We start from the raw sequence: 16,523 nt of genomic DNA on the forward strand, positions 1-16,523 counted from the left end.
TTTGGCCCTTTTTTTTATGCGTTTTCTGCATAGTTATCTATGCTGTTAATAAAGCGTTAAAACTCCTCTTTCAATAAGGCCGGAGATTAGCGAAAATAGGTAAGGATTCTGTGTACTTACGACTAATAAAGGTTCAACCATGACAGTCACCTCACAGCGGCAGTCGGTGCTGCTTGATAATGTTTTCTCACTCATCGAAAAGAAAGTCGATGCGCAGCAAAATGCGCTGGTTAAACAATTCGGCCAACATCTTTTCCAGACAATTTCTAATGATGACCTGGAAGATCGCAATGACAGCGACCTCTACGGGGCAACATTAAGTTTGTGGAACGAGTTTTCCTCGTTCGATCCGTCGTCACCGTATATCCGGGTTTTCAATCCTGAAATCGCCAAACATGGCTGGCATTCAAGCCATACCATCGTTGAAATTATCGTGCGGGACATGCCTTTCCTGGTTGATTCCGTGCGCATGTCGCTGAACCGCCTGAATATTACTTCTCATCTCATGTTGCACAGCCCCATCTGGCTGAAACGTGGTGATAAAGGGCAGGTGGAAGCCTTTTACGAAAGCGGCAGGAAAACCAAAGCGGCCGTCAAAGAAACCGTACTGCTGATTGAAATCGACAGACAGACCGCGAAAAAAGATATTGATAAACTTACCAAAGAACTTCGTTCAGTAGTTGACGAAGTCTCCCTTGCGGTTGAAGACTGGCAGTCCATGTCGGGTAAGCTGGAAACCGTTATTAAAGATGCTGACAAACACAACTGGCCGGTAGATGCCGATAAGAAAGCCCAGACTCTGCAGTTTTTAAGCTGGCTGGCTGATCATAATTTCACCATGATGGGCTACCGTTATTACGACGCCCGTGCCATTGAAGGTGATTACCGCTGGATCCCTGATAATGACAGCAGCCTGGGGCTGATGAAAAAGTCTGTCAGCGATCGTGAGCGTCTGATTTCTAATTTACCGTCGTCTGCGCGGGCTGAAGCTCTGAGTCAGAATCCGCTGATGTTGACTAAAACCAATTCACGCTCACGGGTACACCGTCCTGCCTATATGGACTATGTGGGTGTGAAGGTATTCAACAGCGATGGTGCTGTTGTCGGCGAACACCGTTTCCTGGGTCTGTTCAGTGCTTCTTTCTACAACTCAAGTGCCACTGAAGTGCCGGTGCTGGCGTCAAAAATTAAAGAAATCTGTACGTTATCCGGCTATGAGCCGGGTACCCACGCGTACAAAGCGTTCGTGAATATTATTGAAACTTATCCACGGGATGAGTTGTTGCAAACACCTGCTGCGGAAATGGCTCAAATCATCATGGGTATTTTCCAGATGCAGGAGCGGGGCATTACCCGGTTGTTCGTTCGCAAGGATGTATTTGGCCGCTTTATTTCCTGTATGGTGTTTGTGCCCAGAGAGCGCTACAACACCCAGTTGCGTAAAGATACCCAGAACCTGCTGCAGCGCTCATTTGGTACTGATGAAGAAATCGAATTTACGACGTTCTTCTCTGAATCTGTGTATGCAAGAACGCACTATATCGCCCGCGTCAAAAACAACAATGTGGAATACGATGTGAAGGAAATCGAGCAAAACATCATTGAGCTCACCAAAACCTGGAATGACCGTCTGGCATCTGCCATAAAGGCAGCCCATGGTGAAGCATCAGGAAAAGCACTGGAACGTAAGTATACCAACGCTTTTTCCCGCAGTTATATGGAGCAGAACCTGCCCAGCGCTGCCCTGATTGATATGGAAAAGCTCGAATTACTGAGTGATGATCATACGCTGGATATGTTGTTTTACCGTCCGCAGGAAGAAAGTGCTGACAGTCAGGTTGTTAAACTGAAACTGTTCCACCGTGCAGAGCCTATTCACCTTTCTGACGTGTTACCTATGCTGGAAAACTTCGGCTTGCGCGTTATCGATGAAAGTCCGTACAAAGTCAATTGCGCCGATTCGTCGCTGAACTGGGTAATGGACTTCACCATGCTTCATAAGTCCGGTAAAGACCTGGACATGGAGCAGGCACAGGCGCTGTTTCAGGATGCGTTTGCCAAAGTGTGGGCAAACACACTGGAAGATGATGCCTTTAACCGCCTGATCCTGGGTGCCGGCATGACCGGTCGTAAAGTGACCATTCTCCGTGCCTACGCAAAATATATGCGTCAGACAGGCAGCTCTTTCAGCCGCGATTACATTGCCAATACGCTGTCTGCCTATCCTGACATTGCCAAGAAACTGGTGGAATTTTTCGACTTACGTTTCGACCCGTTTAAAAAGCGCAGCAAGAAAAAAGAAGATGCGCTGCTTGATTCAATCAAAGTAGCGCTGGATAACGTCAGCAACCTGGACGACGACCGGATCATCCGCCGTTATCTGGATATGATGCTGGCGACACTGCGCACCAACTTCTACCAGAGCGACGATGCCGGCAACGAAAAGCCATATGTATCGTTCAAGATGATGCCGGAAATGATTCCGGAAATGCCGCTGCCATTGCCTAAATTTGAAATCTTTGTGTACAGCCCCCGTGTGGAAGGTGTGCATTTACGTGGCGGCAAAGTGGCGCGGGGTGGTCTGCGTTGGTCTGACCGTCAGGAAGATTTCCGCACTGAGATCCTTGGCCTGGTGAAAGCTCAGCAAGTTAAAAATACTGTTATTGTGCCTGTAGGTGCAAAAGGTGGTTTTGTCTGCAAAAAACTGCCAACAACAGGCGGAAGAGCGGCATTCCAGGCAGAAGGTCAGGCGTGCTACCGTACGTTTATCCGCAGCCTGCTGGATATCACAGATAACATTGTAAATGGCGAAGTTGTGCCACCAAAAGATGTGGTACGCCTGGACGAAGACGATCCGTATCTGGTTGTTGCTGCAGATAAAGGCACGGCCACGTTCTCAGACATCGCAAACGGCATTTCTGAAGAATATAACTTCTGGCTGGGTGACGCTTTTGCTTCCGGTGGCAGCGTGGGCTACGACCATAAGAAAATGGGGATTACGGCCCGTGGTGCATGGGAATCGGTTAAGCGCCATTTCCGTGAAGTGGGTATCGACTGTCAGACGACAGATTTCACTGCGGTGGGTGTAGGTGATATGGCCGGTGATGTTTTCGGTAACGGTATGTTGCTGTCAAAACACACCCGGTTAATTGCTGCGTTTAACCACCTGCACATTTTCTTCGATCCTGATCCGGATGCAGCTTCAACCTGGGAAGAGCGTAAGCGCCTGTTTGAAAACCCGGGATTAAGCTGGGAAGACTATGACAGTAAGCTGATTTCTAAAGGCGGTGGTATTTTCAGCCGTGCGAGTAAGTCCATTAAGCTTACACCGGAAATGAAAAAATGGCTGGGTACCCGTCAGGTGACGATGACGCCGAACGAGCTTATTCATAATATCCTCAAAATGCCTGTCGATTTGATCTGGAACGGTGGTATCGGTACTTATATTAAAAGTACTAAAGAGTCTCATGCTGAAGTGGGCGACCGCGCCAATGATGATTTACGTGTTAACGGTAAAGACGTTAAGGCGAAAATTGTGGGTGAGGGCGGTAACCTGGGTCTTACGCAGCTTGGCCGTGTGGAATATGCCGCAAACGGCGGCCGCGTAAATACCGACTTTATTGATAACGTGGGCGGTGTGGACTGCTCGGACAATGAAGTTAACATTAAAATTCTGCTTAACAGCCTGGTGAGTAACGGTGATTTAACCGTTAAACAGCGAAACAAATTGCTGTACGACATGACCGATGATGTGGCCAAAATCGTGCTGGAAGATTGCTACCGTCAGACCCAGTCGATTTCCATTACAGAACGGGCAGGTGTATCGCAACTTAAAGAACAGCTGCGGTTCATCCATGGTCTGGAGCGTGAAGGACGTCTTAACCGGGAACTGGAATTTATTCCTACCGATGATGAAATTTCAGATCGCGTGGCGAAAGACCGGGGACTTACCCGTCCGGAACTGAGTGTGCTGATTGCTTACGGCAAAATGGTACTCAAAGACGCATTTAATATTCCGGAGATCACAGAGAATCCGTATCACGGTAAACTGCTGGTCAATGCTTTCCCGCCGGTACTGCGTGACAAGTATCCGGAGCAGATGGAACAGCATCCGCTGCGTGGCGAAATTATCGCAACCAAGTTAACCAATAACATTGTTAACGATATGGGCCTGAATTTCGTGTTCCGTATGCAGGAAGAAACCGGTGCAACGGTGGATGAAATCGCTGATGCTTACGCGGTGGTGAAAGGTATTTTCAATATCGATCCGCTCTGGCGCAAAGTTGAAGCGCTGGACAATGTCATCGACGCTGATCTGCAACTGAGAATTCTGGAGAGTGCCCGTCGTATTATGCGCCGCACTGCGCGCTGGTATATCCGTCACGGCAATAAATCTCTGGGTATTCATTCTGCGATTGAAGCTTACCGCGCTACCTTTGATAACCTTGCCAGTAACATGCAAAATTATCTGGTCGCTGATGAATATGCTTCCTTGCAGAAAGAGGCGGCGAAACTGGTTGATAAAGGTGTACCGGAAGATATTGCCACACAAGTGTCCAGTTTCTCGAATCTGTTCTCCAGTCTCGACCTGGCGCAAATTGATGAAACAGACAGCCATGATACGTCTGTCATCGCCAAGCTGTACTTCCAGTTGGGCGCGAAACTGGAACTGCACTGGTTCCTGGCGCAAATAACCAACCAGAACGTCAGTAACCACTGGCAGGCCCTTGCAAGAGCGTCCTACCGTGAAGAGCTTGACTGGCAACAGCGCTCCATTACGCTGAACTTGTTACAGTCGCGCCCTGACAGCAAAGATGCCGACGAAATTCTGCAAAGCTGGATGGACAATAATCAGGCTCTGCTGAAACGCTGGTACCACATGATGTCAGAGTTCAAAACCAGCTCTACACATGAATTTGCGAAATTTTCTGTGGCTTTACGTGAATTGATGCTTTTAAGCGCCAAGTCTAGCCATTAGAATACGCCTATTCAGAAACGACGAAGCCCTGTTTTGACAGGGCTTTTTCTTAGAGAAAGACCATGCAATCCATCGCCCAGAAAATTTTGCTCCAGTGCGAGCCCGAAAAAAGCCACGATTTTGCCATCAAGTGGCTGCACAGAACCCAGCATACGCCGCTGAAATTACTGTACAGTAATGAAACTATCAGTAAGCCGGTAAAAGTTGCCGGGATCACATTTCCAAATGCGGTAGGTCTGGCTGCCGGTCTGGATAAAAACGGCGAATGTATTGATGCCTTTGGCAGCATGGGCTTCGGATTCGTAGAAGTCGGTACAGTAACACCCCGTCCCCAACCGGGTAACCCCAAGCCCCGTATTTTCCGCCTGCCGGAAAAGCACGCTATCATTAACCGCATGGGTTTTAATAATCACGGTGTGGATCATCTGGTCAGTCAGGTAAAAGCGTCCCGTTTCGAAGGGCCGGTGGGAATTAACATCGGTAAAAACAAGGATACTGAAGAAGCTAACGCCATTGATGATTACCTCATTTGTCTGAACAAAGTGTATCCTTACGCCAGCTACGTGACAGTGAATATTTCATCTCCCAATACGCCGGGACTGCGTAATCTTCAGTATGGTGAAGCACTGGATAAACTGCTTAACGGTCTGAAAGATGCACAGGAAAAACTGTGTCAGTCACACGGTAAATATGTGCCCCTGTTCATTAAAATCGCGCCGGATTTGGCGGATAATGAAATTGAAAGCATCGCCCGTTCACTGATCAACAGTAAAATGGACGGAGTGATTGCTACAAATACCACGCTAAGCCGTGACAGTGTTCAGGGACTGAAACACGCTGATGAAGCCGGCGGTTTAAGTGGCGATGTTCTGACGGAAATGAGTCTGGATGTGACACGCAAATTGTCTGCTGCACTGGATCGTGCAATTCCAATCATCGGCGTGGGTGGTATTCATGACGCGCAGACTGCAAAAGACCGGCTCGCCGCCGGCGCTTCACTGGTACAGGTATATTCGGCGTTTATCTATCAGGGGCCGTCACTAGTGAAAAACATCGTAAAGGCGCTGTAAAAGCCCTTTTACTTCGATTATTTTTAATCACTGCGCGGGTGCAGAACGTGTGCAGTTTCTATGAGTGTTATGAATCAAATTATTGTTACAACCAGCCGTGGTCTGGATGAGCTGTTAAAAGCTGAAATTGAAGCGCTTTGTCCTGATACTGCTTGTCGCTTATCGCCCGGCACAGTAACGTTTACCGGCACCCTTGAACAGGCCTATACCGTTTGTTTATGGTCCAGGCTGGCGAACCGTGTTATCTGGGTGCTGGCCGAAGGAAAGTGTGACACAGCAGAATCGTTGTACGATACCGCTTCATCCGTTGACTGGCAGCAACACCTGCGGGCCAGTGACACGTTGAGTGTACAGTTCAACGGCACCAACCATGCCATTAAAAATTCTCAGTTCGGTGCTGTGCGGATAAAAGACGCCATTGTTGATCAGTTTATGGAAGAGTTAGATCAACGGCCGTCTGTAGAAAAGAAATTTTCAGATTTTCCTATCTGGGCCCGAGTACACCGGGACAATGTGGTTATCGGCCTGGATATGTCCGGAAACAGTCTTCACCAGAGAGCTTACCGTTCGAAAACCGGTGAGGCACCGTTAAAAGAACACGTGGCATGCGCCATGCTAATCCGCTCAGGCTGGACAGCAAATACAGATAAACCACTCACGGATCTGTTCTGCGGTTCGGGCACCATCGCTATTGAAGCCGCGTACATTGCCAGAAATATTGCTCCCGGCATCAAACGCAGTTACTGGGGCTTCAGTCGCTGGTTGCAACATAACCAGCCGCTGTGGGACAAGATTAACGATGATGCTCTGGCAGCACAAAAGCCCTGTGATATTCGTATCACAGCTACAGATATTGACCGGAAGCTCATCAATATTGCACGGACGAATGCCGATCAGGCCGGTGTATTTAAAGACATTCATTTTGATAGCTGCGATGCGCTGAAAGCTGAACCTCAGGTTAAAGAAGCCGGTTATCTGGTCAGTAACCCGCCTTATGGCGAGCGGCTCGGCGAACTCACCGACCTTATCCCGACCTTTTCAGAACTGGGTAAGCAGTTAAAAGCGGCCTGGTCAGGCTGGCATGTATCTCTGCTCAGCAGTAACCGCGATTTATTGCGAATGATGAAACTGCGCTCGTCAAAAGACTACGGCATGAATAACGGTAAGCTGGAATGCCGGCTGGTTAATTATGTCATGGACGAAGACAACTGCCGGCAATTTGGCTCAGACGGGGTGAATCACGAATTCGCTAACCGGCTGAAGAAGAATCTTAAAAAGCTGAAAAGCTGGGTAAAACAACAGGACACCAACTGTTACCGTATTTATGACGCCGATTTGCCTGATTACAATGTGGCTATTGATGTGTATGGTGACTGGCTTGTTGTGCAGGAATATGCGCCACCGAAAACCATTTCTGAAGACAAAGCGCGTCGCCGCTTACAGGAAGTGCTGTTGCATTTGCCGGCAGTAACCGGCACAAACCCGAAGCAAATTGCGTTAAAAGTGCGCAGCCAGCAAAAGGGTAAAAACCAGTACGAAAAAATGGATCAGAAAGGTGATCGGCTGACTGTTTACGAAAACGGTGCGAAACTGCTGGTTAACCTGACAGATTATCTTGATACAGGATTATTTCTCGATCACCGTGACACCCGTAAACTGGTGTCACAACGGGTGAAAAATAAAGATGTTCTGAACCTGTTTTCATATACTGGCAGTGTCTCTGTGCACGCTGCATTGGGTGGTGCCCGTTCTGTGACTACTGTCGATATGTCGAAAACCTATCTGGACTGGGCGAAAGACAACATGACACTGAATAAAGTGAAAGGCGCCAATGCCTTTATTCAGGCTGATTGTACGACGTGGCTAAAAACGCACCCAGGCAAATACGATTTTATTTTTATCGACCCGCCGTCGTTTTCAAATTCAAAACGTATGCAGGACACCTTTGATGTTCAGCGTGACCACGTTGCTTTGCTGAAAGATGCGTTCCGTTGTCTGAATGACGGCGGCGAAGTGATGTTTTCGAATAACCGCCGGGGCTTCAAGCTTGATGCTGATGCGTTAGCCGGAGCCGGATATAAAGACATTGAAGATATTACCGCAAAAACTATTCCGGAAGATTTCGCCCGGCATGCAAATATTCACCAATGCTGGACGTTGAAGAAGTGAAATTAGCGTTTTATACAGGACCGGGTTGTCATTTATGTGATCTTGCCAGTGATGTGCTGGCACAAACTCACCAGGCGCCGTTGCTGGACATTACAAAATGTAACATCCGCGACGACGCAAACCTGTATCATCTGTATGCAGTCCGTATTCCTGTGATCAAACGCATGGATACCGGTGCCGAACTTGGCTGGCCTTTTGACGTAGAACAGGCAGAATCCTTTTTATCATGAGTGTAATTCAGTTAAAAAACATCACCGTTATCTACGGTAATCCGCCATTACTTGATGGCGTTGAATTAGTGGTTCAACCCGGTGAACGGGTGTGCCTGGTCGGACGAAATGGCAGTGGAAAATCCACGCTTATGAAAGTGCTGGCCGGAGACATTATCGCTGACGACGGGCAGCGTATTATCGACAGTAAAACCATTGTTGCGAGACTGGAACAGGATCCTCCGCAAACTGTTGATATCTCACTGTTTGACTATGTGGCCGAAGGGCTTGCCGATGTGGGCGATATTCTTAAGCAGTATTTTCATCAGACCCGTAAGGTGTCGGAAGATCCTTCCGAAGCCAACCTGAATAAACTGCAACACCTGCAGGAAGCGCTTGAGAGCCGCGATGCATGGCAGTTCGAGCAGCAAATAGAACAAACCCTTACCATGCTGAAACTGGATGCGGACATGTCTTTGTCCACGCTGTCCGGTGGCTGGAGAAGAAAAGCGGCACTGGCCAGAGCGCTGGTGCGTCAGCCCGACTTATTACTTCTTGATGAGCCGACTAACCACCTTGATATTGAAATGATTCGCTGGCTGGAACAAAGCTTAACGGCGTTCCGCGGTGCAATCGTTTTTATCAGTCACGACCGTGCATTCATTCGCAACATGGCAACCCGTATTGTGGATCTCGACCGTGGTTCGCTGACCAGTTACCCCGGTAACTACGCCACCTACCTGGAAAAGAAACAACAGGATCTGGATATCGAGGCTGCCCAGAATGCAGAGTTTGATAAGAAACTGGCTCAGGAAGAAGTGTGGATCCGTCAGGGCATTAAAGCCCGCAGGACCCGTAATGAGGGCAGGGTAAGGGCACTTAAAAAGCTTCGTGAAACCCGCAAAGCCCGTCGCGAAACCCAGGGCAATGCCGTTGTGGCACAACATGCCGGCTCCCGCTCAGGTAAAATGGTGTTTGAGGTAACTGATGCCAGTTACAGCTACGGCGAGAAAGCCATTGTGAAACACCTTAACCTTAACCTGTTAAGGGGCGATAAACTTGCGCTCATCGGCCCGAACGGTAGCGGTAAATCTACCCTTATCAAGTTATTACTGGGTGAACTGGCTCCGCAATCCGGTAACGTCCGCCAGGGCGTTAATCTGGAAGTCGCGTATTTTGATCAGCATCGCCACGGCCTGGAACTTGAGAAGTCAGTCATTGACGCTGTCGGTGACGGAAAGCGTGATTTGATGGTAAATGGCCACCCCAGACATGTGATCAGTTATCTGCAGGACTATTTATTTACCCCGGAGCGTGTGAATGCCCCGGTAAAATCCCTGTCAGGTGGTGAGAAAAACCGTCTGATGCTGGCAAAGCTGATGCTGAAACCCAGCAACTTACTGGTGCTCGACGAACCGACCAACGACCTGGACGTTGAGACGCTGGAAATGCTGGAAACCTTGCTGAATGAATATGAAGGCACGGTATTACTTGTCAGCCACGACCGTGAGTTTGTGGATAACGTCGCTAACAGTTGCCTGGTGTTTGAAGGCGAGGGTGAGCTCAAAGAATTTATCGGCGGCTTCACAGATGTGGAGAGCTGGTATAAGCAAAATGCAGCACAGAAAACTGCAGAGGCAAAGGTAAAAGATGAAACTAAACTGGTTTCTGACAGTCCTAAGCCAAAGTCTTCAGTACGCAAGACGAAAAAGTTATCATATAAAGATCAACGTGAACTGGATTCTCTGCCTGCAGAGATAGAAACGCTGGAAACCGCGTTAGCAGAATTACAGGAACAAGTGAATGATCCTGAGTTTTTTAAACAAACTGCCGACAGCACAGCCGCAACTCTGGCCACGTTATCAGAAACAGAAGAAACCCTATCCCGGAAATATGCGCGCTGGGATGAACTGGAAAGCATGCTGGAAGACACTCAGCAGTAATTAGGATTATAAATGAAATTAACACAGCTTGCCGCTGCCATGGCAATGACCACTGCGTCAGCTTCTGCCCTGGCCGCCACCTATACAGTCACACCTGTACCAGTCAGGGATATCAGTATTAACAATTTTGCCCAGTCTATCGACGAGTCCGGCTTCACGGTGACGATGACATCAGCAGAATTTAATCCACCCATCGACCTCGATTTTCTGGAAGAATCCGGATTTATCGACAACAACGCATCGACTTTCGAAAGTGAAGACGACGTCAGACAGGGCATTTTCTCAGATGTGGATTACACCACGATTGTTACCGGTTTACTGTCTCACAGCACGACTGCCCGGAATGCATTTGTTTACCAGCATCTGACGCCTTACCGCTCGTATATCACTGATACGACAGATGCCGATCTCATCCCAGGTCTGGATGCGTGGTCGGAACTGTTTGATGATTACGCCCATGCGGTTACAACCTATGCACGTGACAGTCTGAACGGTGATTATGTTACCGGCTCAACTGAAGGCCCGTACTACGAGCTGGATTATGAAGATGAAGACGGCAACGATACCACTTATGTACTTAACGACATCAAGTCTACGGCCTTTGTCAGTGTAAATGGTGAAACCAAACTGCTGGCTTCTGAAGACGATACGTTAAACGGTCTCAGTCAGGCGTTTGCCATTAACAATAATCTTCAGGTTGTGGGCAACAGCATGGTTGACCACATTGAAGGCATTGATGACGCCATTGAAGCCTGTGAAGAAGAAGAAACCCGTGGTGACATTCCTGTAGAATATTGCTACCGCAGTATCCGTGTAGACGCATCTTCAGATACATCCACCTACGGCTTCCGTTTACCGGCTGTGGGCGACCGTTCAACGCCGGGTGTGCACATCCGTGCCACTGTCTGGCAGTTAGATGCTAACGGCAACACGATTACTACCGATACTTATCCGCTGGTGTTTGAACCTGATGCCGATGATGAGTCTGCATACTGGTCGCTGGCGCAGGATATTAATGATCAGGGTATCGCTGTAGGTGCGTCATCTCTTGACGAAATTGCTTACATCCGCCGTCCTTCCGGTTATAGCTATGAACGCCTGAATGTTGCAGTGAGTTATGCAGAGGGCGAAACAACCGAAATGTTACCCCGTGACGAAAATATCATGTCCGAAGCAGTTGCCATCAACAATGACAACTGGGTAACAGGTTACGTACTACGTGCCCCTAACGATACTGCCCGTAATCGTGTGTTCGTTTACAACCTGGACACAGGTGAAGCACTGTATCCGGAAGGCTTCTTTACCAATGCCGGCGCAGAAGGTAAGGGCATCAACAATAACAACATTGTGGTTGGCTCGTCAGAATACGACTCCACTGTTGATACAAACCGTGAAACCCACGGCTTCATGTACGACATTGAAGCGAAAGAAATGACGGATCTGAACGATCTGTTACCTTGTGACAGTGTTTACACCATTGTCGATGCCATTGATATCAATGACAGCAATGAGATTATTGCAAATGCCCGCTACCGTACCGGTGAACGTTATGTAACGGGTGTGGAAGTGATTGACGATGAAGGTGAAACGCCCATCGACGATACCATTATTGCAGTGAAACTCACGCCGCTGGAAAACGGAGAAGTGGAGACCTGTGACATTCCTGAAGATGAAATTGACGATGTGGCTTACGAGCGTAAAGGTGCGGCAATTTCTCCATGGTGGCTGTTATTAACAGGCGGCTTACTCGCGTTCAGACGACGTAAACAGTAATGTGAAATGAGCACTGTTTAGCCGCTGAAGAGCACGTAAACTGTGCTAAATATGTACAGCGAGTCTATCAAAAACCGCACCAATGTGCGGTTTTTTTGTACATATAGTTTGACGTTTTAAAAAACGTAATATTTATGACAAAAAAATGTAACATTAAATTAGACAAATTTTCATTAACTTACTATTTGTCAATACCAAAAAAAATTTAATTAAGTTGAACCAAGCCTGCCTCTGCACTATCACATATGTGTGCGTGAAAAAACTTGAAGGCGCCATCAACCCATACTGACAGGAGAGCCCGATAGTCAATCACGGCACAGTTAAATAATCAAAAGAGGCTTATCAATGAAACGACAAAAAAGAGATAAATTGACGCGTGCACACGCAAAAGGGTATCAAGCTGGTATCAGCGGTCGTTCAAAGGAGAACTGTCCATTTCAGGCTTTTGACGCCAGGTCACAATGGCTCGGAGGCTGGAGGGAAGCCGTTGAAGACAGACAATTAGGATTCAACGTGCGTTAAGCATCTCTTTCAGTATAGGTAAGCCCCGATTTCACGGGGCTTTTTTATACCTGAAATAAATCAGAATTTAGACGTGTCCTGGAACAGACCGACTTTCAAATCTTTTGCGGTATAAATAACACGGCCGTCTACTTCAACCTGGCCATCAGCCAGACCCATAAACAGTTTACGTTTAACTACACGCTTCATGTTGATGCGGTAGGTTACTTTTTTAGCCGTAGGCAAAATTTGACCGGTAAATTTCACTTCACCTACGCCAAGAGCACGACCTTTACCGGGGCCACCGCTCCAGCCAAGGAAGAAACCCACCAGCTGCCACATGGCATCCAGACCCAGACAGCCGGGCATTACAGGGTCACCCGGGAAGTGGCAGTCAAAGAACCACAGATCAGGCGTGATATCCAGTTCGGCAATAATTTCGCCTTTATCGTACTCACCGCCTTCTTCACTGATATGACTGATACGGTCCATCATCAGCATATTAGGAGCCGGTAATTGACTATTACCCGGCCCGAACATTTCACCGCGGCTACAGGCCAGCAAGTCTTCACGGTTAAAACTATTTTGTTTGTCGGACATGATATCCCTTTGTTGTTAGATTTTCAGCGTGGTAATTTAGCGAACACTTGTACGCTAAACAACTCTGAACAGTCATTTATTGTGAAAATTTACATGTTACACTGTGCACGTAACCACGAGATGACAACGGTATGACTGAAAAGAAAAAAGCCAATCCTTCCGCCAATGCTGAAAAACAGCGTCGTTTCCGCGAAAGACAAAAAGCAGCAGGAAAAAAAATGGTTCGTGGCTATGTCAGCCCCGAAGCCATGCAGTGCTATAAAGAAATCAGCGATAAAACCGGATGGAGTGACAGTGAAGTACTGTCCAATGCGTTACGCATAACCTATGCAGCCTACAAGTGTGGTCAAATCCGTCTTTTGAATCAGTGGCTTAAAGATCAGAAGCGCTAGCCTTGGATTTTAACCAGCGCCGGGAAGGACTCGCGGATGTCGTGTGCTTTCTGACGATCCGGGCTGACTCTCTGAGCACCTCTTCTCTTTCCCTGTAAGACCACAGCCGCTCTGCGGTTTGTTTATTGTGCTGTCTGATATCAATCACCGGCAGCATGTAATCCCGTTGTATATCAAAATCCAGCATCGCTGCTTCCAGCGGCGGAATATCTGCCGGATTATGACACAGCGCTGCCGGCAGATTTTTTAGTTCCGGTACCCATTTTTTTATAAACACGGCTTCAGGATCGAGCCTGGCCGACTGGGTTGCAGGATTATATAACCTGACGGTGTGTATACCGGTAATACTGGCCTGCATCTGAATCTGCGGAAAATGAATACCGGGCTCAAAATCAAGAAAAGCACGGGCAAGGTATTCTGCCGCGTGCCGCCAGTGCACGTTCATATGGTGACAAAGGAAACTGGTTACCATGGCACGCATGCGGAAATTGAGGTAGCCGGTGGCGGCGAGCGCCCGCATACAGGCATCCACCAGCGGGTAACCTGTTTTCCCGTTTATCCAAAACCAGGTGCGTCTGCTGGCCTCCGGTCCGTCGATGTAAGGAAAGCTTGCATATCCCGCATTTTGTGCCCGCCACTCCATTTCATGTTCGCTTTCAAATTTCTGAATAAAATGGCAGTGCCAGTGGATACGGGACATCAGTGCATTCAAAGCCTTTTTCCAGAGCGCTCCGTTGATGCCTCGCTGATGAATGAGTTCAGGCTTACGGTATTCAATATACTGAAAGACCTGTTTCACTGACAGATTACCCCATGCAAGATAAGGACTGAGCCGTGAGCAGGTGATACGTGCATCCGCCGGCCTGGATATGCCCTGATGGTATCGCTTGCCACGATCTGCAAGAAAGTGTTTTAAAACCTGCCATCCACGACGTTCGCCGCCGGGTTGCATGAGTGCACAATGCGGATAAGAGGGCGAGCCTGCGATACTTTCCAGCGGTGATTTCGTCCATTGCCACCAGTTCACTGTGGTTAAGGCAATGTCGTCAACGGGCTGTGACATTACCGTTTTCCAGTGCCTTTCCCAGTTCCGGCGGTTTATCAGTCCCCGGCTCACAGCGCCGCTGGCAAATTCAATATGGCGTATTTGCCGTGCCTGAAACCAGGTCTGCATGTGCAAGTCACGATCGAAGGTAATTTTAATCCCGGTTTCCTGATAGCTGTACACTTCCCGGACTGTACAGTGCGTTGCTATTTCGCTGAACGTCGCTTCAACTGTACGGGTTGTAGTCAGCACTGCGGCAGAGCCCGGCAACTGGTCGTTTATATCGGTGATACTCTGACAGATGAAGCGCCAGTGTCTGTCGCTCATGTGCGGATCCTGCATGAGTTCCGGCTCATAACAGAATACTAACAGCACCGGCAAGCCGCTCCGGGCGGCTTCTTTCAGGGGGGCATGATCGCGCAGACGTAAATCCCGCTTGAGCCATACCACCGCAATATCGGGCTTCAGCTCAGCCATTTGTTGATAAATGTCCGGTCCGGATCATACATATTCGTCTGCTTTTCAAGGTCAAACTGGCGGTGGCCACGGGGATCATGACCCACTCCGCCAAGGTAGAGCCAGTTACCCCAGTTACTGCCGGGGTCGTAATCTACCAGACATTGTTCAAACCAGGCCGCCCCGTATTGCCAGTTTTGTCCCAGTTCATGGACCAGACAACTGGCAACCAGTTGTCTGCCCCGGTTAGACATGAAACCGGTTTGTTTAAGTTGCCGCATGCAGGCATCTACAATCAGATAGCCGGTTCTTCCTTGTTGCCAACGGATTATTTTGTCCGCATCGTAGTGACATGGACGTTTTTTATCCCGCAGTCCTGCTTGCAGATACCATTTTTTTCCGGGCCTGAGCTGGGCAAAATGAAAAAACTCCCGCCACAATAATTCAAAATAAACCCAGTATGTGGACTCATTGGCTTCCACTTCATCTTCAAAACGCCTGAGCTCAAGATATACACGCCGGGGAGACAAGGCGCCTGCCGCAAGCCAGGGTGAGAAACGTGTACTGGCCGTATCGTCATCCAGCGCATTTCTGGTTTCTTTATAGCGCAGCACATGCCGGTGTTTGAAAAAGTACTCATTCAGCCGTTCCAGCGCAGCACTTTCTCCGTCACGAAAAAGAGGAGGTGTTTTGCTTTTCTCATGTACAGCCGTCACAGATTGCACTTCGGTGGCGAAGGGCGGTGGGTATGATACCGGAGGATCTAATGGTAACTCCGGTATTGTGTTCCTCTCTGCTTGCTTGCGGAATTGTGTAAATTGCCCGGGCATTTCGTTAAGAGAAAAGGGGAGCGAAGACTGATTAAACAGGGAGCCGGCTTCTTTATACACCGTATTAATACCGTCACAGGCATCAACCACATGTTGCCAGTCCTGCAATTCGTAAAAACCCGGATTCACATGTGCGCCAAGCCAGCTTACATCGTATTTTTTTATCAGTTTTGCAATGATAACAGCCGGGTTACCTTCAAGGATAAGTAACCTCTGGCCGAGAGGTACCAGGGCATCATCCAGTTCATCCAGACATTCAGCGATAAACTGTTCCCTGATTGCGCCGGTGCGTTGCGTGCCGAAAGGTGTGGTTTCTGACAGCCGGCTATCTCTGACATACACCAGCAGCAACTCCGTGACGTTCTGACACATCGCTTCCAGTGCCGGCATATCGTCAAGCCGTAAATCCTGACGGAACCAGAAAATGCCCCTCACACGGGCCGGATATCTGCTTTTTGTATAGTGCGATGTTTTCATTACAAAACCTTAATTTTCACCCGTTTGTAATCAGATTTATTACAATGCCGTATCTATTGCATCATTCTGAATAAAAAGGA

At 48.3% G+C, this 16,523-nt stretch carries 11 protein-coding genes; 8 read left to right on the plus strand and 3 right to left on the minus strand.

Annotation, left to right across the window (positions count from 1 at the left end; all coding sequences use genetic code 11):
• Positions 1 to 139 precede the first annotated feature (139 nt).
• From DS731_RS10925 to rmf, 7 genes are all read left to right on the plus strand, one after another.
• The gene (locus tag DS731_RS10925; RefSeq protein ID WP_119501361.1) at positions 140 to 4,978 is read left to right on the plus strand and encodes an NAD-glutamate dehydrogenase; all 4,839 of its coding nucleotides are present in this window, start codon (positions 140 to 142) and stop codon (positions 4,976 to 4,978) included.
• A gap of 62 nt (positions 4,979 to 5,040) precedes the next feature.
• Positions 5,041 to 6,048 carry a quinone-dependent dihydroorotate dehydrogenase gene (gene pyrD, locus DS731_RS10930; RefSeq protein WP_119501362.1) on the plus strand — a complete coding sequence of 336 codons (1,008 nt, stop codon included), beginning with the start codon at positions 5,041 to 5,043 and terminating at the stop codon, positions 6,046 to 6,048.
• Positions 6,049 to 6,117: 69 nt separating this feature from the next.
• Entirely contained in the window at positions 6,118 to 8,217 is a 2,100-nt protein-coding gene (rlmKL, locus tag DS731_RS10935; protein WP_119503390.1) for a bifunctional 23S rRNA (guanine(2069)-N(7))-methyltransferase RlmK/23S rRNA (guanine(2445)-N(2))-methyltransferase RlmL, read from the plus strand.
• Complete coding sequence (locus DS731_RS10940) at positions 8,214 to 8,447, plus strand: glutaredoxin family protein (RefSeq protein ID WP_119503391.1); 234 nt, start codon at positions 8,214 to 8,216, stop codon at positions 8,445 to 8,447. Before rlmKL ends, DS731_RS10940 begins: the two co-directional genes overlap by 4 nt.
• Positions 8,444 to 10,369 (plus strand): ATP-binding cassette ATPase Uup, encoded by a 1,926-nt coding sequence (gene uup / locus DS731_RS10945; protein WP_119501363.1) that lies wholly within the window; start codon positions 8,444 to 8,446, stop codon positions 10,367 to 10,369. Before DS731_RS10940 ends, uup begins: the two co-directional genes overlap by 4 nt.
• Before the next feature lie 12 nt (positions 10,370 to 10,381).
• Positions 10,382 to 12,142 carry a DUF3466 family protein gene (locus DS731_RS10950; protein WP_119501364.1) on the plus strand — a complete coding sequence of 587 codons (1,761 nt, stop codon included), beginning with the start codon at positions 10,382 to 10,384 and terminating at the stop codon, positions 12,140 to 12,142.
• A 345-nt stretch (positions 12,143 to 12,487) separates the two neighbouring features.
• Positions 12,488 to 12,664, plus strand: coding sequence for a ribosome modulation factor (gene rmf / locus DS731_RS10955; RefSeq protein WP_070124638.1), 177 nt, complete (start codon positions 12,488 to 12,490; stop codon positions 12,662 to 12,664).
• A 60-nt stretch (positions 12,665 to 12,724) separates the two neighbouring features.
• On the opposite strand, the gene fabA is transcribed toward rmf, so the two are convergent.
• Complete coding sequence (fabA, locus tag DS731_RS10960; RefSeq protein WP_119501365.1) at positions 12,725 to 13,243, minus strand: 3-hydroxyacyl-[acyl-carrier-protein] dehydratase FabA; 519 nt, start codon at positions 13,241 to 13,243, stop codon at positions 12,725 to 12,727.
• Between the two features lie 131 nt (positions 13,244 to 13,374).
• Between fabA and DS731_RS10965 the strand changes: the two genes are divergently transcribed.
• The gene (locus DS731_RS10965; protein WP_119501366.1) at positions 13,375 to 13,635 is read left to right on the plus strand and encodes a hypothetical protein; all 261 of its coding nucleotides are present in this window, start codon (positions 13,375 to 13,377) and stop codon (positions 13,633 to 13,635) included.
• Here DS731_RS10965 and DS731_RS10970 read toward each other — a convergent pair.
• A complete protein-coding gene (locus tag DS731_RS10970; RefSeq protein ID WP_119501367.1) occupies positions 13,616 to 15,157 on the minus strand; it encodes a cryptochrome/deoxyribodipyrimidine photo-lyase family protein in 1,542 nt (513 codons plus the stop codon). The two genes, DS731_RS10965 and DS731_RS10970, sit on opposite strands and share 20 nt — an antisense overlap.
• Entirely contained in the window at positions 15,145 to 16,443 is a 1,299-nt protein-coding gene (locus DS731_RS10975) for a DASH family cryptochrome (protein WP_119501368.1), read from the minus strand. Before DS731_RS10975 ends, DS731_RS10970 begins: the two co-directional genes overlap by 13 nt.
• Positions 16,444 to 16,523 lie beyond the last annotated feature (80 nt).

Origin of the sequence: Alteromonas sp. RKMC-009, assembly GCF_003584565.2 — a bacterium.
GTDB lineage: Bacteria > Pseudomonadota > Gammaproteobacteria > Enterobacterales > Alteromonadaceae > Alteromonas.